The organism is Streptomyces sp. NPDC052910, from assembly GCF_055585605.1.
The window spans coordinates 25,818-43,586 of the sequence record NZ_JBVJJR010000018.1 but is presented as its reverse complement, the minus strand read 5'-3'; the positions used below and the strand labels follow the sequence as shown (position 1 = coordinate 43,586).

The 17,769-nt window shown below is 72.4% G+C and carries 21 protein-coding genes; 19 read left to right on the top strand and 2 right to left on the bottom strand.

The window, feature by feature from the left end:
• Window positions 1–2: 2 nt before the first annotated feature.
• The 19 genes from ACZ6X9_RS33570 (at window position 3) to mobF (ending at window position 15,989) form a co-directional block, all read left to right on the top strand.
• Complete coding sequence (locus ACZ6X9_RS33570) at window positions 3–350, top strand: hypothetical protein (RefSeq protein WP_469781838.1); 348 nt, start codon at window positions 3–5, stop codon at window positions 348–350.
• Entirely contained in the window at window positions 347–637 is a 291-nt protein-coding gene (locus ACZ6X9_RS33565) for a hypothetical protein (RefSeq protein WP_469781837.1), read from the top strand. The genes ACZ6X9_RS33570 and ACZ6X9_RS33565 overlap by 4 nt, the downstream gene beginning before the upstream one ends.
• Before the next feature lie 89 nt (window positions 638–726).
• Window positions 727–3,159 carry a hypothetical protein gene (locus ACZ6X9_RS33560; protein ID WP_469781836.1) on the top strand — a complete coding sequence of 811 codons (2,433 nt, stop codon included), beginning with the start codon at window positions 727–729 and terminating at the stop codon, window positions 3,157–3,159.
• Between the two features lie 272 nt (window positions 3,160–3,431).
• On the top strand, window positions 3,432–3,992 hold the full coding sequence (locus ACZ6X9_RS33555; protein WP_469781835.1) for a hypothetical protein: 561 nt from the start codon (window positions 3,432–3,434) through the stop codon (window positions 3,990–3,992).
• A complete protein-coding gene (locus tag ACZ6X9_RS33550) occupies window positions 3,992–4,651 on the top strand; it encodes a hypothetical protein (protein ID WP_469781834.1) in 660 nt (219 codons plus the stop codon). The genes ACZ6X9_RS33555 and ACZ6X9_RS33550 overlap by 1 nt, the downstream gene beginning before the upstream one ends.
• Window positions 4,652–4,840: 189 nt before the next feature.
• Window positions 4,841–5,752 (top strand): DUF4097 family beta strand repeat-containing protein, encoded by a 912-nt coding sequence (locus tag ACZ6X9_RS33545; RefSeq protein WP_469781833.1) that lies wholly within the window; start codon window positions 4,841–4,843, stop codon window positions 5,750–5,752.
• A gap of 236 nt (window positions 5,753–5,988) precedes the next feature.
• A complete protein-coding gene (locus ACZ6X9_RS33540) occupies window positions 5,989–6,180 on the top strand; it encodes a hypothetical protein (RefSeq protein WP_469781832.1) in 192 nt (63 codons plus the stop codon).
• Between the two features lie 134 nt (window positions 6,181–6,314).
• Complete coding sequence (locus ACZ6X9_RS33535; RefSeq protein WP_469781831.1) at window positions 6,315–6,509, top strand: hypothetical protein; 195 nt, start codon at window positions 6,315–6,317, stop codon at window positions 6,507–6,509.
• Window positions 6,506–6,724, top strand: coding sequence for a hypothetical protein (locus ACZ6X9_RS33530; RefSeq protein ID WP_469781830.1), 219 nt, complete (start codon window positions 6,506–6,508; stop codon window positions 6,722–6,724). The genes ACZ6X9_RS33535 and ACZ6X9_RS33530 overlap by 4 nt, the downstream gene beginning before the upstream one ends.
• Before the next feature lie 210 nt (window positions 6,725–6,934).
• Window positions 6,935–7,447 carry a Pycsar system effector family protein gene (locus ACZ6X9_RS33525; protein ID WP_469781829.1) on the top strand — a complete coding sequence of 171 codons (513 nt, stop codon included), beginning with the start codon at window positions 6,935–6,937 and terminating at the stop codon, window positions 7,445–7,447.
• 43 nt (window positions 7,448–7,490) lie between these two features.
• Window positions 7,491–7,679 carry a hypothetical protein gene (locus ACZ6X9_RS33520; protein ID WP_469781828.1) on the top strand — a complete coding sequence of 63 codons (189 nt, stop codon included), beginning with the start codon at window positions 7,491–7,493 and terminating at the stop codon, window positions 7,677–7,679.
• A gap of 124 nt (window positions 7,680–7,803) precedes the next feature.
• Window positions 7,804–8,034: a hypothetical protein gene (locus tag ACZ6X9_RS33515; RefSeq protein ID WP_469781827.1), complete on the top strand. Its 231-nt coding sequence runs from the start codon at window positions 7,804–7,806 to the stop codon at window positions 8,032–8,034.
• 94 nt (window positions 8,035–8,128) lie between these two features.
• On the top strand, window positions 8,129–8,632 hold the full coding sequence (locus ACZ6X9_RS33510) for a hypothetical protein (RefSeq protein WP_469781826.1): 504 nt from the start codon (window positions 8,129–8,131) through the stop codon (window positions 8,630–8,632).
• A complete protein-coding gene (locus ACZ6X9_RS33505) occupies window positions 8,629–8,940 on the top strand; it encodes a hypothetical protein (protein WP_469781825.1) in 312 nt (103 codons plus the stop codon). The genes ACZ6X9_RS33510 and ACZ6X9_RS33505 overlap by 4 nt, the downstream gene beginning before the upstream one ends.
• Window positions 8,941–9,054: 114 nt before the next feature.
• A complete protein-coding gene (locus ACZ6X9_RS33500) occupies window positions 9,055–9,627 on the top strand; it encodes a hypothetical protein (protein WP_469781824.1) in 573 nt (190 codons plus the stop codon).
• 73 nt (window positions 9,628–9,700) lie between these two features.
• The gene (locus ACZ6X9_RS33495) at window positions 9,701–9,865 is read left to right on the top strand and encodes a hypothetical protein (RefSeq protein WP_469781823.1); all 165 of its coding nucleotides are present in this window, start codon (window positions 9,701–9,703) and stop codon (window positions 9,863–9,865) included.
• Between the two features lie 63 nt (window positions 9,866–9,928).
• On the top strand, window positions 9,929–10,546 hold the full coding sequence (locus ACZ6X9_RS33490) for a hypothetical protein (RefSeq protein WP_469781822.1): 618 nt from the start codon (window positions 9,929–9,931) through the stop codon (window positions 10,544–10,546).
• A complete protein-coding gene (locus ACZ6X9_RS33485) occupies window positions 10,543–10,779 on the top strand; it encodes a pRL2-19 (protein WP_469781821.1) in 237 nt (78 codons plus the stop codon). Before ACZ6X9_RS33490 ends, ACZ6X9_RS33485 begins: the two co-directional genes overlap by 4 nt.
• Before the next feature lie 974 nt (window positions 10,780–11,753).
• A complete protein-coding gene (mobF, locus tag ACZ6X9_RS33480) occupies window positions 11,754–15,989 on the top strand; it encodes a MobF family relaxase (protein ID WP_469781820.1) in 4,236 nt (1,411 codons plus the stop codon).
• Window positions 15,990–16,160: 171 nt separating this feature from the next.
• On the opposite strand, the gene ACZ6X9_RS33475 is transcribed toward mobF, so the two are convergent.
• The gene (locus tag ACZ6X9_RS33475) at window positions 16,161–16,730 is read right to left on the bottom strand and encodes a peptide deformylase (RefSeq protein ID WP_469781819.1); all 570 of its coding nucleotides are present in this window, start codon (window positions 16,728–16,730) and stop codon (window positions 16,161–16,163) included.
• Window positions 16,727–17,707 (bottom strand): helix-turn-helix domain-containing protein, encoded by a 981-nt coding sequence (locus ACZ6X9_RS33470; protein WP_469781818.1) that lies wholly within the window; start codon window positions 17,705–17,707, stop codon window positions 16,727–16,729. Before ACZ6X9_RS33470 ends, ACZ6X9_RS33475 begins: the two co-directional genes overlap by 4 nt.
• Window positions 17,708–17,769 lie beyond the last annotated feature (62 nt).

The window sequence follows — 17,769 nt, the reverse complement described above, 5'->3', positions numbered from 1 at the left end:
ACATGAAGCAGCGCATCACCGGAGGCGCCCGCTACGTCGCCTCCCTCGCCGTCGGCATGGCCCACATGCTGCTCGCCTTGTGGGCCGGATCGGCCGCCGGCGGCTGGGCCTGGCGCCACGGCTACACCCTCCCGTACGACACCAGTTCCTCGGCGGTGATGTCCGCCGCGATCGTCTTCGGCCTGGCGGCCGCCGGAGCGGTCCTCACCCTCCCCGAGCCCTGGATGGCCCAGGTCCGCTCGCTGGTCCGGGGCCGCCCGCTGGTCCCCTGCCCGACCTGCGGCGTGCTGGCCGAGCCGCCCGCCGCCGACAACGACGCGAACACGACCCCGAAGGAGATCGCCCAGTGAGCGCTTCCGCCGCCAAGACCTCCCGCCGGATGCCCTGGCGTCTCGCGGTGCTCGTCCCGGCTGCCGCCTACATCGCCGTCTGGCGCGGCATCCCGGGCATCACGCCGATGCTCGCCTTCACCTGGCTCACGGCCCTGCTCGTTGGTGGCGGCCTGGTCGCCGCCGGGCTCTACGGCCCGCAGGCCCTGGCCGCGATGGCCCAGGCGCAGAAGGAAAGCGCCGCCCGCCGCCGGATCAAGGCCGAGAAGGCCGCGGCGAAGGCCAAGGCCAAGGCCGCCCAGAAGTAGCGCCCCCGAAGCGGGGCCCGGCAGCTTTGGCCGGCACCCGGGCCCCGCGCCTCCTCCACCCCCTGAACCAGAGAGCGAGGAAGCCCAGCATGACCGAAATCTCCCCCGAGTCCGCACCCGGCGGCCCCGGCGACGTCCCGGACGACCTCTCCAGCCTGTTCGCCGACGACCCCGCGCGCCGCGCCCGGCTGGAGAAGTCGGCCCGCGACGCCGTACGGGAGACCCGGGCCGGAATGGCCGACGCCACCACCGGCAGCGAGCACGAGATCCCCGTCCCGGTGCCGCCCGTCGAGAGCGTGGCCGGCGGCCTCGTCTTCACCGACGACGAGGACCAGGAGCACGAGGGCGGCGCCCCCGCCCCGGCCCCCCGGACATCCTCAGACGGCTGGAAGTGGCAGGACGCCTTCCCCGCCGGCACTTTCGACTCCGCCGTGTGGGCACACCGCAAGCGCGTCTTCCTGCACGGCCTCGCCCGGCACGCCGGACACACCCACGTCTACGCCTGGCGGCTGTCCAAGCTGTCCGGCCTCGGCGTGATGGCCGGCGCCCGCGACTCCTGGCACTACTACACCGCCCAGGAATACGCGGACATGGTCGACACGGCCCGCCGCAAACACCTCAACCCCGACATCATCGCCGCGCTGCGCGAGGAGCGGAACGAAACCGCCCGCGCCCGCCGCCGCGAACCGATGCTCGTCGGCGCGAGCACCGCGGTGCTCACCGTCATCGCGGCCGCCATCGCCGTCGCCGACGTCTACGGCCTGCTCGCCGCCTCCCCGGCCGCCCTGCTCCTGGTGGGCATCCTCGCCGCCCTGGGCCTGCGCGAGCACAAGCGCCGCAACCCCGACCAGCCCCTGACCGCGGCCTTCGCGCTGCCCGAGGGCGCCGGCGGCGAGCACCCCCCGCTCACCGACGCCATGCTGAACGACGTCCTACGTACGGCGAAGGTCCTGAAGGAGGACCAGGAGATCCGCCTTCTCGAACCGATCCGCGCTGCCGAGATCAACGGCGTCGAAGCACGGTTCAGGCTCCCCAAGGAGGTCACGTTCTCCCAGCTCATCGCCAAGAAGGAGGCCATCGCGGGCGCGCTCGACATCGAGGAGCGCTGGCTCGACATCCGCAAGGACGGCTCCGCCAACCGCGTCTCCTTCTGGTACTGCACCGCCGACCCCTTCGCCACGCCGCGCACCTCCCCGCTGGTGGAGAACCCCGAGCGCACCGACGTGTGGAAGCGCGGCATCCTGATCGGCTTCAACCGGCGCGGCCTGCCGATCTACCTCAAGCTCCGGCACGTCATGGCGCTGCTGGGCGGGATGAGCCGCACCGGCAAGGGCATGCTGCTGCGCAACTTGCTGTGCGGGCTGGGCCTGGATCCGCGCGTGAACCTGCGGCTGGTCGCCGGGGCCAAGCCCGGTGAGCACCGCGGCTACGCCCCGGTGTGCGCGACGTTCTTCGGCCGCCGCCCCGAGCGTCTGATTGTTTTGCTGGAGGCGCTGCTGGCCGAGGCGTACCGGCGTGAGGAGATCCTGGAGGACCAGGCCCGGGCCAAATTCGGTGAGCGGGACCTGGACCAGTTCCCGCTGGAAATTCTCGTCATCGATGAATTCAAGCAGTACATGAATTCGTCGGTGCGGATTCCGGATCCGACCGACGACCGGGAAGAGGGGCCGCGGCGCACCATCAAGGCGGCCGACCGGATCGCCGAGCTGCTGGAGGAGCTGGCCGCGTTCGCCGCCGCCCTGAACATTACGGTTGCGGTGGTCACCCAGGACCCGGACGCGAACACCATTCCGCGCGGTTTTAAGTCCAACTCGGGCGCGCGGGTGGCCACGCGCACCGGCGGGCCGGTTCAGACGAATGCGATTCTCAAGGACGGCGCCACCGGCGCGGGTCTGCGGGCGCATGAAATTCCCGAGTCGATTCCGGGTGGCGCGATCGTCGATATCGATGGAGCCCCGGGCGAGTTGATCCGCAGTTTCTTCATCGAAGACGAGGAGTACGACGGCGCGGCCGACATCATCGCCGCCGGGCGCCTCCTGCGTGAGGAAGTCGGGCGGGCCCCGGGCCAGTTCACGGACCCGATCGAGGAGTACCTGCTGGCCGTCACCGGTCTGTCGTCGAGCGGCGGCGGTCCGAACGGATCCGGGCGCCCGGGCCGGCCCGAGCCCACGGTGGCGGAAGAGGCCACGATCCTCACGCTCATGCTCCACGCTTTCGCCGAGGCCGGGGACGTCGACCGGCTGCGCACGGCCGATCTCCTGCAGCACCTAGCGGTGCTTGACCCCGACACCTGGAGCTGGGAGGCCCTGGGCGTCGACGAGGTAGCCGAGGACCACGAGGACTTCAAGTCGGCCACCTCCGCCTACAACCGCCAAGGCGGCAAGAAGATCGCCGAGGAGATCGCCAAGGCCCTCGACGGGACCGACCGCGAGCTCGTCACCCGGGAGTGGACAGTCGCCCCCAGGGGCCGTGGATACCTCCTCGCCGACGTCCGCGCCGCCGCCGGGATTGCCCCGGAATGACCCATGCGACGGGCATACGACGCGATGCGTCGTGCCTGGTCAGCGCATACGACGCCGATGCGACGACGCCGCCGATCATGCGACGGCATCGCATCCGACCACCCCCTCATCACACCCCCGTCGCACCCCCTGACCTGCGACGACGTATCGCGTCGCAATCCCCGACGCATCCACAAACCACCGCATACCGATCACGCGAGGGAGACCCGCCGATCATGCCTACCGCCGACCGTTCCACCCCCACCGCTGCCCGGACCGAAGGAGAGACTGCCGTGAACGAGTCCACCGTCGACCCGACCACCGCCGACCACGTCCACCAGCTCCTGGCGGAGGCCAAGCTCCTGGAGTCGGCCTTCGAGACCACCCCGAGCCCGGCCGCCGCCCCGGCCGCCCCCACGGTGCCGGTCCCGCCGCCCGGCTACACCCTCAAGACCGTTCACCACACCACCCCGGACGGCGGCAGCCGCGTCGAGTACGAGGTCGTCCCCCTCGCCCCGCTCACCCCCGCCGGCACCCCGGCCCGGGCGGAGAAGGGAGCCACCGAGCGGCGCAGCCTGCCGGAGTGGCTCACCGCCAACCAGCGCAAGGTCAAGGCCGTCTTCTACCTCTCCGCGGGCGGAGCCATCGCCGCCGGGGCCGCGATCTACGGCCCGGCCATCGGCGCGGGCATCAGCGCGGCAGCCGCGGGCGTGTGGGCCGCCACCCTGACCGCGCTGAAGGTCATCGGCGTCGGCGTCATCGGCCTGGTCGTCCTGCGCGTGCTGCTCGGCGGCCGCCGCAAGAAGTCGGGCACGTTCGAGTTCTCCGGCACCGGCACCTGGAAGGAGAACTGATGGCCGCCGCCGGACCGCTGCAGATCATCTTCAAGGGCCGCCCGTCTTTCGGCGGCCACCGGGTCGACTGCCCCGAGGCGCAGCCCGGATGGCCCTCGAAGGTCATCAAGCTCTACGTCACCCCGGCAGGGGTCGTCGGCACCTGCGGGCAGACCCACCGCCCGCGCGGCGACGACGGCCGCAAGGCCAAGCCCGCCGAATGCGTCTTCCCGGTCGCCCAGGTGACCCGCGAGGAGCTCCAGGCGCTCGCCGCCCCAGGCAAGACCGGCCGGGTGCGCGGCAAGCTGCCCACCGGCAAGGCCGTCGACGCGCAGATCATCTCCTTCGGCGCCCCGGCGGCCGGAGGAGCCCAGGCCGGCGGCGGTAAGGCCGCCCAGGCGTTCGCCGCCGCCCAGAACGGCAAGAGCGCCGCGCCCGCGGCCCCTGCCCGAGTGCCGCGCGGCGGGGGCGGCGCGATGACCGCCTTCTTCGGCGCCATCGCCGCGACCGCCGGAGCCGCCGGACAGATCGCCGGGTCCGCCGCCAGCATCGTCGGCTCCGCCGCCGACCTCGGCAAGGAAGGCATCGGCCTGGCCCGCGACGGGGTCAAGGAGGCCGGCAAGTCCGGCGAGCGCAGGCATGAACGCAAGATGCGCGACACCGGCTCCGACGACGACTGACAGCGCCGGAGAGCCCAGCCCCAGCCCGGGTCAGTCCTGTTAGGGCCAACAGGACTGACCTGCTCTGACCTGCGTTAATAGAAAAAGGCCAACTAAAAGTTGGCGAACTGTTCACATGCCAACAAAAAGTTGGCATTCTGGAGGTGCGGCCCCAACCAGGAGCCGCGAAACGGACACCAAGGAGTCCTTGTGACCACGCGAAAGCTCACCGCCGAGACCGCCGGCCCCGTCACCATCGACGCCACCCTGCTGGGCCACGGCGGCCTCGTCACCGTCCGAGCCGAGGCGAACTGCGAGCACGCCACCCTGACCATCAGCACGGCCGACGAGGAGGGCGACGCCGCCGACGCCGTCCGCGCGGCGACGCTCCGCCAATCCGGCACCACCCTGCACGCCAGCGTCCAGGGCAAGGGCGGTACCGGCGGCGGCACCACGATCATCACCGGTGGCGGCCGCGGAACGTCCGTCGTCCAGTCCTTCGGCACCATCACCGGCTCGGTGACCGGCATGACCATCGTCGGCGGCGACGTCGTCGTCAACGGCGTCCGCGTCAGCGGCTCCGGCGGCGCCACGGTCATCAACGGCAGCTCGCCCATCGGGATCACCGCCGTCGTGCCCGAGGGCAGCTCGGTCGTCGGCCGCACGCACTCCGCCGACATCGTCACGGAGGGCGCGGTGCTCAACGTCAGCGGCGACACCCAGTCCGGCGACGTCCGCGCCGGACACGTCAGCAAGGTCGCCGCCCACACCCAGTCCGGCGACGTCCGGGTCGAGAAGGCCGCGTTCATCGACGCCAAGACCATGAGCGGCGACATCCGCCTGGGCCGCACCGACGTTGTCGAGGGCAACACCATGAGCGGCAACATCACGATCGCCGACTTCGGCGGCTCCGCCCGGCTCAAGACCATGAGCGGCGACATCCGCGCCCACGCCACCACCGGCGGCGACCTCAGCGCCAGCACGATGTCCGGCGACATCGACATCACCGCCACCGAGGCCGCCCTCACCGACGACCTCGACGTGATCACCAGCACAGTCTCCGGCAGCGTCCGCGCCCCCCAGCGCCGTATGGGCGGCTCCCAGCCGCGCCGCCGCCGCTGACTTCGCCCCGGGGCGGCCGCCATCCCGGCCAAGGAACTCCGGCCGCCCCGGGCCTCCGAACCCGCTCCAGGCGGAGCAGGGGGGGACATCCATCCTCCCCGATCCACCTGGAGCACCCCATGCCGGCCATGCACGGCCCCGGGCCGCTCCCACCGGGGCCCGGGGCCAGCGCCCACCCCGAAAAGGTCAGACCCATTAGAACCAACGGGGTCAACCGCCCCTGATCAGGAGGAAAAGTGTTCGACGCCGGAGACATCGTGGAGTTCATCTCGTGCGACGACAACCCGAGGGCCATCGGAAAGACGGGCCGGATCCTCGACGAGGTCCCCCCGGGCCCGCTGACCGGCTACCGCTGGACCGTCGACCGGATCAGCATCTGGATCGCCCCCGTCCTGGTCCGCAGCGACGAGATCCGGAAGGTGGGCTGACCGTGCGACTGCTCGCGCCCCTCACCGCGACCCTGCAGGTCCTTTAGCCCCAACAGGTCCAACCCACTCGTCGCGCCCGCCCCGGCCTGTCCGGCGCGGGCGCGGCCCCGCTCGCCGAACCGAAGGAGGCTGCCGTGCAGCTCTCGCTCTCGCTCGTCCTGCTCCTGGCGATCGTGCTCGCCGTCCTCATGCGGGGCGGTCACCTCAAGTGGCCCGCCGCCCTGGTCGCCGTCCTGTTCGGCTTCTTCCTCGCGGGCACCACCGTGGCCCCGCAGATCCACGACGGGATCAACGGCGTCACCTCCACCGTGTCGAAGATCAACCCGTGACGCTGATGGACCGGATACGCCGACGGAAGCCGCCTGGCCACTGGTGCCCCCAGTGCGACGGGGATGACGTGCTGTGGCAGGAGCAGGACGACGGCGGGCGGGTGTGGTGGTGCGCCGACTGCGGCCACGAGTGGGGCCACCCGGCGGCCCGCCCGCTCACCCGCCGGCCCGTCGTCCGACCCGCCGTCCGCGCCGACGCCGACCCCTACGCGTGACCGCAGCTCCCTCCGGGCCGCCCCCCCCCGCCTCGGAGGCGGTCTTTCGCACTTCAGGGGCAGTTGACCCTGTTAGGTCTAACAGGTCCGCCCTGGCCAATTAGGCAACTATAAGTTGGCCAACTTTGTATTGACGCGGCCAACTCTGAGTTGGCATTCTGTGGGTGTGGGCAGCGGGCCCGCACCGACCGAGACGAAGGAGCCGCCCTGATGGAGCAGCAGCCGCAGACCGCGCCGCAGGCCTCGGGCCTCGACGAGCTGATCAGCCGCCGGGCCGCCGCCGACGCCAGGCTCCTGCAGGCCCGCACCGACGTGGTCGGCGAGATCGCCCGGACCGACAGCAAGGCGTCCGCCCTGCTCGCCGCCTTCGGTATCCCGTTGGCCGTGCTGGTCGCCGCCGTTCCCGGCCACGACCTGCCCGTCCCGGCCGCGATCCTCGTCGGCCTCGGCGCGGTCGGCCTGGTAGCCGCGATGCTCGTCGTCGTCCTGGTCATTCGCCCCCGCCTTGACGGCAACGTGCGCGGCTCGTACCTGCACTGGGCCACCTGCACGCCGGAGGAGGTCCGCGCCGACCTCGCCGTCGACCGCAGCGCCGAGCGCGTCGTCAAGCTCTCCCAGATCGCCGCCGCGAAATACCGCGCGCTCAAGGCCGCCATCGACATCACCGCCGGCGCCCTGGTCCTCCTGGTCCTCGCGCTGGCCGCCGCCCTCGCCCTGAACTGACCACGCCCGAGCCGTCCCGACGTACCCGAGGAGACCCGCAACGATGCTCACCGAGCTCATCGACCTGATCCGCCGCATCCTCGCCCGCCTGACCACCCCGATGAAGACCGCCACGTACTCGTGCGGCAAGTGCGGTCTCAAGGTGCAGGTCACCGACTACCCCGACCGCGTCGGCCGCGTCCTCGACCTGGCCCTCGGCCACAACTGCAAGCCCCAGCCCAAGACCCTCTGACCCCCGGGGCGGGCGGCCACCGGCTACCCACCACGCGCCGCCCGCCCCGGATCCGCCCGACCCGCTCCAGGTCGGAGCAGGGGGCAGCCCCATCGTCCCTCACACCGAGACGGAGCCGATCACCATGTCCCCCACCCGACCCGACACCCCCGAGGCCACCGCCGCGAAGACGCGTCTCGACGCCGCCGCCACCGCCCGGGACGAGGCCATCGAGGCCGCGCACCGCGCCTACTGGAGCGCGGTCGCCGCCGAGATCAAGGCGAAGAACCTCACCCAGGCTGCCACCGCCGCGCACCTGGACTTCTCCCGCGAGCACATCCGCAAGCAGATCAAGCGCTACGTCGAAACCGACTGAATCGAAAGCCCGTGATCCGGGGGCGACCGTCACGGCCAAGCGACCGGCCGCCCCCGGCTCCCCGTCCAGAGCAGAACCGAGGAGAGACACCAGAATGAACCACCGCTCCGTCGCCTTCGCCGCCGCGTATGCCCTGATGCGTGCCGCGGCCGACCACGCGGACCACTGGGGCCAGTCGGATTTCGATGCCCAGTGCAAGGGCGCCACCGACGAGGCGCCCGTCACCTACAAGCACGAGGACGGCACGACCGTCACCGTCGGCACGGCCGGCGGCCGCCGCGCCTGCCTCCATCACGTCCTCCAGTACAGCGCCACCCAGGGCCTGGTCCTGGTGGCCGGCACCCGCCTGCTCGGCATCCGCCTGCACCCGGCCGCCGTCGCCGCCGCGCTCGCCGTCAGCGGGCTGACCCACTACGCCGCGGACCGCCGCGTGCCCCAGGGCCTCCTGCAGCGCCTCGCCAAGACGACCGGCAAGGAGCGCTTCTACAAGCTGGCAGATTTCGGGATGAACGGCGCGTACTGCCTCGATCAGAGCTGGCACCACTCCTGGGAGACGCTCGCCGCCGCCGTCGCCAGCACCAAGGCCCGCGCCCAGTGAGCGCCGAACAGGCCGAGCGGATCCGCCGCGCGGCCGCCGACGCCCACACCGCCCTGCAGCGGCTCACCGCCGCGACCGCCGGCCTCACCCCCGAGGGGCGCACCGTACTCCTGGAGGTCTTGCACGACGGGCGCACCGATGGCCTCCTGGTCGTGCTCGGCGGGCTGATCGCCGCCACCGGCGAGGACCTGCCCGAGAGTGCCGCCGCCGAGGACATCGACGAGGCCGCCGCGTACGTCGAGGACTACGCCGGGCAGCGCCTGGCCCGGGCCCGCACCTCCCTGGTCAACCTCCGTCAGACCTGTTAGACCCAACACTCCCAACAGTGAGCGTTCGGGCGAACCCGCCCGCACTGTCACCCCGGCACGACAGCATGAGCCCGGGGCCGCCGAAACCGGCCCCGGGCCCCAGGAGAGGAAACCATGTCCACCACCGACAGCCCCGCCGCCGGCCCGGCCTTCTCCACCAAGGCGTACGCCGCCGTCGAGAAGGCCGCCAAGGGCCGCCGCGCCCTGTACGTGACCAGCGTCATGGAGCACGCCGCCGAACTCCTCACCGCCCTGTGGGCCGCCGGCGAGAAGCACGGCGTCGCCCCCGCGGAGTGGGGATGGGTGAGCGACCTCGCGGGCGGAACGATCGACGTCGTCTCCCGCCAGTACGAGAGCGCCCCCAAGCCGGAGCGCACCCACGAGCAGGTCATGGCTCTCCAGGGCCACCTCACCAGCGCCCTGAACGAGCTCGGTCTCACCACCCGGCCCGGCAGCCCGGGCGTCATCGTCGACCGCGGCCCCGACACCCCGCGCGGCGGCTTCCACGGTGACGCCGACATCGACGTGCGCATCTACAGCGACGGCGGCTGGGCGTTCTCGTTCGCCGCCGACGGCGCGTCCGTCATGTCGATCGTCGCCCCGGCCTCCCAGGCCGGCGCCTCCCAGGTCGCCGAAGTCGTCCGCGCGTTCGTCCGCGGCGAGCTCGGCAACGTCTTCCGCCGCTGAGAGGCCCCCGCGATGACCGACACCACCAACCTCCACGCCGTGCTGGAGCTGCTGAGCGAGGCCACCCGCGCGGGTGGCCACCCTCGGGCAGACGCCCGGGCCCCCGGTCGTGCTCGTCGTCGACGAGGCCCCGGCCGTCTTCGCGGCCGCCGCCCAGGACCCGACCGCCCGCGCCCTGACCGACCTCGTCCGCGCCGTCGCGCCCCGCAGCCTGCAGCACCAGCCGTACGGCGGCTGACCCACCGACCCGACCCCGGCAGGGCCGCCGAAACCGGCCCCGCTCCCTCTTGAGGAGCACCCAGTGACCACCTGGTCCAGTACCACCCTGGTCCGCGTCGCGGACGACTACGACCGTGAGATGGGCGATTCCGGCGCCCCGCTCGACTCCCGCTTCGGCCGCTACCTCACCCAGCACATGAACGACCTGTGGGACGAGGACCGCGCCGACCCCAAGGCGTTCCTCGTGTGGGCCTGGAACGTCGGCACCGGGCCGATCATGTCCCCCGGCTACGTCCGCATCCGACCCGACCTCGGCTCCGTACGGCTCACCCAGTCGCAGGAGGACGGTGGCCTCCTGGTCGTGATCGAGACCCCCGTCCAGCACGGTCAGCTCGCGCAGAACGTGCGCCCGCCGTACTCCGCCATGCGCGACTGGGAGCCCGACCGGTACTCCTCCTCCGACGGCCCCAGCCGCTTGCAGGACCCCGAGGACGAGTCGAAGCCCGCCCTGCTGCTGTCCGCCACCCTGCGCCTGCCGGCGGACGGCTGGGAGCTCCACCAGCCCGCCGGGAAGTGGCCCGTCGAGGAACTGCTGATCGACGACGCCAAGCAGGCCGTCGCCGTCGCGGTCGCGGGCATCAACGACATCGCCGGGCCCCGCGTTGCCAAGCTCATCGGCGCCGAGGGCGGCCACTGGTGACCGGCCTGCCCGACCCGGCGCAGATGTCGCACCGGATGCTGATCGCCGTCCTGATGCACCACGGCGGGAGCATGGACCTGCCCGCGGCCGCGCTCGACCCGGAGGCGACGGGCACCGCCGACGGCACCCACCACGCCGTGCAGCTCGCCACGCTCGACGACAGCACGGTGCGGCTGTCCGTCGTCGTCCGCCCGCCCGTCGACGGGGCCGGCATCGAGGTCCGCGACGCGTGAGCATCCACCTGCCCGGCGTCCTGTACGCCGCGCTGCAGGTGTGCCACCCCGCCCCCGGCGCACTGCCCGCCTGGCTGAACCGCACGAGGTCGTCATGCTCCGCCTCGAATGACACCCTGAAGCCCCCGGCCGCGAACCCTGCGGCCGGGGGCTTCGGCATATCCGGGGACCGGTCCCCGGACGCGTTGGGGACCGAGCAGAACGGGACGGTGCGGCTGACGATCCGACACGGGGACCGTCCCCCCTGACGACCCTTCGGGGACCGTGCGCGGGGACCGTGTAGCACGTCATCGGGGCCCGGTCCCCGTGCACCGGACGGACGACATCGGGGACCGAGCGGTCACGAAACCGCGCCGACCAGCGGGTAAAGCAGGGGCAAAGTGCGCGCGGAACACGGTCCCGGAAGAACGCCAAGCGCAGGCAAAGCGCGTGTGCGCCGCAGGTGCGCCAGGACCGTCATGGGACGGAGACGGGGACCGTCCTGGGGCCGCCGGGGCGGTCGCCCGGGGGCCGAGGCGGGGACCGTCGTCGGGGGCGCCGGGACCGTCGCCGGAGACCGGGAAGGGGACCGTAGCCGACGGCAGCGACGTTCGCCCGGCGGCGCGCCCGTCCCCCGCCGGACTCGCCGCGGCGACGACCGCCGACCACCGTCCGTAGTCGCCTTCAGGGGAAAACGTCCGCGAATCGCGGACGACCCCCGGGCCGGATTCCCCGCCCGACAGACCCATCCGCAGGCCTGCCGACAGACCTCCTGGCAGACCTGTACCGAGCCAGCCGCCCCACCAGGCCAGACGCCTTTTCGGCAACCTCCGATCACGAGCTACTGTCAATGAACCCTGTGGCTGACTCGATCACCTGTCCAACGGGTTCAAGATCAAACAAGTCCTAGGCACAAAGGGACCTCCCCCGGTGGGGGAGGTCCGGCGCGGCCGGGCCGAACAGCGCACAAGCGCACAAGCGGGGAGGGCGGCCGGATGGCCTGGCTGACGAAGATCAAGGCGGACGCGCAGGTCGAGTACCGGCTGCGCGAGCAGGCCGGATGCGGTGTCGTCGAGGCCGACGCCGCGGAGACCCTCGTCTTGGACGACTCGGTTGACGCCGCCGTCGACTACCGGCTGAGACCGGAGGGCGACGGCCACCTGGTGTGGGTCGGCAGCGGAATGAGCGCCTTCGGGTACGCGGCGGGCGAGCACCTGGACGACGAGGCGAAGGACGCCGCACGCCGGATCATGAACGGCTGCCACCCCGCCACCGGCGCCCGGCTGCTCGCCTCCACCGCCTCCGTGCGCGTCCATCCCGACGCGCACCTGACGGTGGTGCGGCTGACCGAGGCGATCGAGGCGCTGGCCGCCGAGAAGGGTATCGAGCCGACCGACTTGTTGGAGGGCAAGCCGAAGCAGCAGCGCGAGCTCGCCACCCAGCAGCGGATGGTGCACCGGTTCGGTGAGGGGCAGCGGCTCCAGGTCGGCACGCTGCACAAGCTCGCCCGCGCGGCTGGCCTCGACCTCGCCGACGTCTACGGCACCGAGACGGTCGAACGGGCGTGGGCGAGCATGGGCAAGCGGATCGACACCCGCGTGCGCGGATGGGACCTCGTGCTCGATCTGCCGAAGTCCGACAGCACGGTGTCCGCGCTCATGCGCGACCTCGACGAGCGCACGTTCCGGGAGCTGGTGCAGCGGGCGAAGGACGACACGGTCCGCCAGGCCGAGGAGTGGATCGGCTACTCCGTCACCGGCGAGGACGGGGAGAAGGTGCGCATCGCGACCGGCGGTCTGCTCGGCTGGTCGGTGGAACACCTCGCCGCACGTCCGGTGACGCCGGGCGAACCGGGAGACCCGCACCTACACGTCCACGTCACGATCGCCAACATGGCCCTGTGTGAGGACGGCGAGTGGCGGGCCGTCGCCAACAGCGGGAAAGACTTCCACCGGCACGCGAAGGCCCTCGACGCGTACTTCAAGGCGCGGGTGCGGGATCTGACGTACGAGACGTTCGGCGTGCGCCGCGAGTACAACCCGGAGACCCGCGCGTGGGAGATCCGGCACGTCCCCGAGGAGCTGCGCGACGCGTTCTCCCGCCGGCACATCGCACTCGACGAGCGGGTGGGCACGGACGCCTCACGGGAGGACCGGCAGCGCCTCGCCGACGAGACCCGTCGCGCGAAGGTCGACGCCGACGCGTCCGGGATGAGGGCGAGCTGGCGCACCCGCGCCGAGGCGGTCGTCGGCGACGTCGACGCGATGGTGGCGGCCGCCGCGCCCGGGCCGCCCGACGGCGACGGCGGTGCGGGCATCGACGGTCCCGGCGGCGGCCCGCAGCGGCCCGGTCCGGACGACCTCGCGCGGATCGTGTTCGACCCCGAGACCGGGCTGACGGCGTCGGAGAAGTCGTTCTCCCGCGCGCAGTTGCTCGCCGCCGTGGCGACGGCGATGGAGTTCGGCATCGGCGCCGAGCCGGGCCTCCTGGACGAACTCGCGGACCAGGTCCTCGCCGTCGAGGGGTACGCAGTGCGCCTGCCGAACGTCGGCTCCACCGTCATGTCGTCGATGGACCGCTACACCACCCGCGACATCCTCGACGCCGAGGAGCTCGTCACCGGCCAGGCCCTGGCACGGTTCGACGAGGGCGCGGTGAACCTGACCGCCGAGCAGGCCGCGGCCGCCATGTCCGTCTTCGAGGTCGCCAACGGCTTCGCCCTGTCCGACGAACAGCGCGCCGCCATCACACGGACGCTAACCGCCGGGCACGGCATCGACGCGCACATCGGCGCCGCCGGCACCGGCAAGTCCACGCTCATGGAGGCGTGCAGGATCGCGTGGGACGCCACCGGCCACACCTACGCCGGCGCCACCGTGTCCGCCGTCGCGGCCAAGAGTCTGGACGATGCGTCGGGCATCCCGGCCCGCTCGATCGCCTCCTGGCTCCAGCAAATCCGCGACGGCCAAGGGCTCACCGGCATCGACGTCCTGGTCGTCGACGAGGCCACCATGTCCAACGACCGGCAGGCCGCCGTCCTCATGACGGAGGCGCAGCGCACCGGCACGAAGCTGGTGGCGATCGGCGACCCACAGCAGATGCAGGCGATCGGCCCGGGCGGATGGTTCAAGGAGGTCCACCGGCTCGTCGGCGGCTTGGTCCTCACCGAGAACCGGCGTCAGCGCAACGACGCCGAGCGCGCCGCCCTGGAGGTGTGGCGAACCGGCGACCACGAGCAGGCCCTGCGCATCCTGGCCGACACCGGCCGGGTGCACGCCACCGAGAGCGCCATCGAGGCACACGGGCAGATTCTGACCACCTGGGACGAGGTGCGCGGCCGCTGGAGTGACCCGCACGACCTGATCGACTCGGTGACCGTGCTGGCCGCCAAGAACAACGATGTGGACGTGCTGAACGCGGGGGCCCAGCAGATCCGCCGGCAGCGCGGCGAGCTCGGCGCGGAGCACCGCTACGCCCTGTCCGGCGGCGCGGAGCTGACCCTCGCCGTGGGCGACCTGGTCCGCGTGCGCCAGAACGACTACCGCAGCCGCCGCGGCGAGGGCCCCGACGTCCTCAACGGCTACCGGGCCGTGGTCACCGCGATCGACGAGGACCACCGCGTCGAGATCACCTGGCGCGACAAGAAGACCAGCGAGACCGTGTCCGCCTGGTACGAGCCGAAGGCCCTCAGCTCCGGCGCCCTCTCCCTCGGCTACGCCATGACGGTCGCCGCGAGCCAGGGCCTCACCAGCGAGGTGAGCCTGCTCTACGGGCACGGCGCGAACGCCTTTGCCGTCTACCCGGGCATCACCCGCGGCCGCGCCGAGAACCACCTGTGGCTTCCCCTGGCCGCCATCGAGGACGACGACACGCAGGCCCGCCTCGGCGAAGCCCGCACCGAGGCCGAACGGCTGCACCGAGCGGTCACCGCCTTCGCCAAGTTCCTCGGGCAGGACCGGGGCGATTCGATGATCTCCGACCTGCTGCGCGAACCACCGGCCCCCGCCCGCGTGCCCGTCCAGGCCGTACGCGATGACGAGGCCGCCGCCCGTGCCCGCGAGGGGGCCGTCGCCCAGGCTCGCGAGGAGTCCGAGGCCGCGCTGCGGCGGGCCCGGGCGGCGACCGCCGTCTCCCCCGGCCTCGCGCGCCAGGCGCAGGAGGAGGCGCTGCGAGCCGCCGCCGAGGCCCAGGGGGACACCGCGGCCGCCGACGACGTCGCCGTGCAGGTGCAGCCCGCCACCGAGGACGACGCGCGGGAGCGGACCGCCAGCGAGAAGCGGCTGGCAGAGGCCCAGCGCCGGCGGGAGATGGCGTCCGTGCAGTCCTGGAGGACTCGGCCGTACGGCAGGCGGTCGGACGCCGATTTGGCCCGGGCGATCGGGCTGGCCTACGAGCGGGCCGGGATCGCCGAGCGCGCCGCGGCGCAGACGGCGGAGGAGGCCCGCGCCTTTGAGGAGCGCCTCGCCGAGGAGAAGGCGTCGGGGCAGACCCGTGGGCAGGCGTTCGTCGCCGCGGCCGCCACCGTGCTGGACCAGGCGGAGGCCAAGGCGAAGGAGGCGGCCGAAGAGGCCGGCCGCGCCCTCAACGCACGGAAGGAAGCGGAGCAGAGGGACACCTATCTGCGCGAGTACCTGGAGCCCAAGCGAGACCTGGGCTTCTTCGAGCGGCGTCGCGCCAAGATCACCCTGAAGCAGTTGGAGGCCGACATCAGCGACGTGTCCGCCGAGTGCGCAGCACTGCGGGCGGAGGCGAGCCGGGCTGCGAACGCGGCAGACACGGCCCGCGATGAGGCGTGGAAGCTGGTCCGGGAGAGCCCCTTCGCCGGGCAGTTCCGCGACCTCGATGCCGACAAGCCTGCGCCGAGGGACATCGACCTCGTCACCGCGCGGCTGGCCGCGATGCGCGAGCGGCTGCCTGACGTCGAGATGCGCCTGGACCGCCGCGACGCCCAGAAGCTGGCCCGCCTGAAGGGCGAGGTGACCCAGTACACCGACGCGGCCGCCAAGAGCCGGACGGCCGTGGCGGCTGGGCAGGCCGAGCGGGCCCTGCGCAAGACCATTGCCACGAGGTACCCCGAACTGCACGACATCGAGACCAAGGCCCGCCGCTCGCACATCGTGGAGCAGAAGCGCGCGGCCGCCGAGCAGTCCCGGGCCCGGGCGCAGGAGTCGGCCGGCTACCACCGCCAGCCGCCCTCCCAGGGCCGTGGAGGGCCGTCGATGGGTCGGTAAAACCTGTTGGGTCCAACAGGTCCAATGAGGGATGAGAAGGAATGCAGAAGCTTCGGCGGCGCTCGGTGCCGGAGCAGCCGCCGGGGGCTTCACGTCTGCAGGTTCGCGGTCAGGCGGCGGTCCGCTGGAAGGTGCAGCGGGCCCGGCCGGCCCAGGGCACGGGCGACGGTGCTATTGGTCGTACGCCCACGTCCGGCCGGTCTGCCGGTACTCCTCCACCGGGATCGGCTCGACGCCAGGCCGCATCCGGGTCAGGTAGGTCAGCCCGTCGAGGTGGTCGATTTCGTGGGCAATGAGCCGGGCGAGTCCGCGCTCGTACGCCGTGATCACCTCGGTGCCGTCGAGCTCGGTGGTCACCACCGTGATCGACAGGGGGCGGGGGACCATGCCGCGGACGTCGAAGAAGCTGAGGCAGCCCTCGTACTGCTCGTCCATCTCCTGCGAGCTGACTTTGATGCGGGGGTTGAGCAGGACGATCGCGGCGGCGGCGGGGTCGGCCGGCTGGACGACGGCCGCCGCCCGGCCGATGCCGACCTGCGGCGCCGCGATGCCCATGCCCTTGGCGAAGGGGTGCACGCGCGCGATCCGCTCCATCGCCGCGAACAGCGTCTCGACGGTCTGCTCGGCGGTGTCCTTCTCGGCGGGCAGAGCGAAGGGCCGGGCGGCCTCGGCGAGGACGGGGGCGCCGTACTGCACGACGCCGAGGTCTCGCATCTGCTCGCTGGGCCGCACCGTCGTCACGTCAGCTCCCCGTCGCTCGTCTTGGGTTCAGGCCGGGCCGCTCGGAAGCGCCATTCGAGACGGTACCGGGCGTGCAGGGCCGGTTGGGAGGTCGTCCAGGAGAACAACCGCGTCCCGTTCTCGTCCCGGCGGACGGGGGCGGTCCGCAGCGGGGACGCCTCGGCGGTCATGGACGTCTCGGTGCCCCAGACGACCGGGTCGAGGGCAGCAGGGAAGGCGAGCTGGACCTCCAGGTGCTCGGTGGGCAGCCGCACCGCCCGCTGGAACCACCGGCCCCACTTCTCATCCCCCACGCTGTAGGCGTACTCGATCCACACCGACTCGCCGGGGTAGAGCGGGAAGCGGCCCTGGTCGTTCTCGAACAGCAGCCAGACCTCCTTGAAGGCATCGCGGTCATGCTTGGCCTCCCACCGCATCGACTCCCCGCGGCACGTCGCGCCCAGCGCCAGCTCGTCCCAGGTCAGCGGGTAGGTGCGGTAATGGGCGTTGGACCGCTCCGGCTCGCCCGGGTAGCGGTCGACGCTGATGCGAATCAGGTAGCGGGTGACCGGCTCGGCGCCGGTGTTCCGCAAGCGCCGGCGCATCGTCAGCCGGTACAGACGCCCGTCGTAGTCCAGCCGGGCCGCGTCGTGCTCGACCATGAGTGCCGAGCCGGTCGCGTACGGCTGCTCGGCCGCCGTCCGCGGGGCCGGCGGAGCCGCCGCCGTCCGCCCGTTGCGGGCCTTGGCCGCCTCGTAGTCGCACCACCGTTTCCAGATGGCCTTGCCGGCGCCCAGGGCCTCGTCCGCCCGGCGGGCGAAGTCCTCGGTGGGCCGGTGCCGCCCGGACTCCACGTGACTCACGTACGAGGGGTCGAAGCCCATGGCCGCGGCCAGGGCCCGCTTGGACAGGCCCCGCACCTCGCGCCAGTAGGCGGTCTCAGCGGCGAACGCCTCCGCTGCCTGCTCCGCGCTCACCGCATCGTGCTGTTCTCCCATCGAAGCCCCCGCCCCGGCCGGCTGGTTGATGACGAGGGTGAGTGAACCGTGAGTGAGACCGG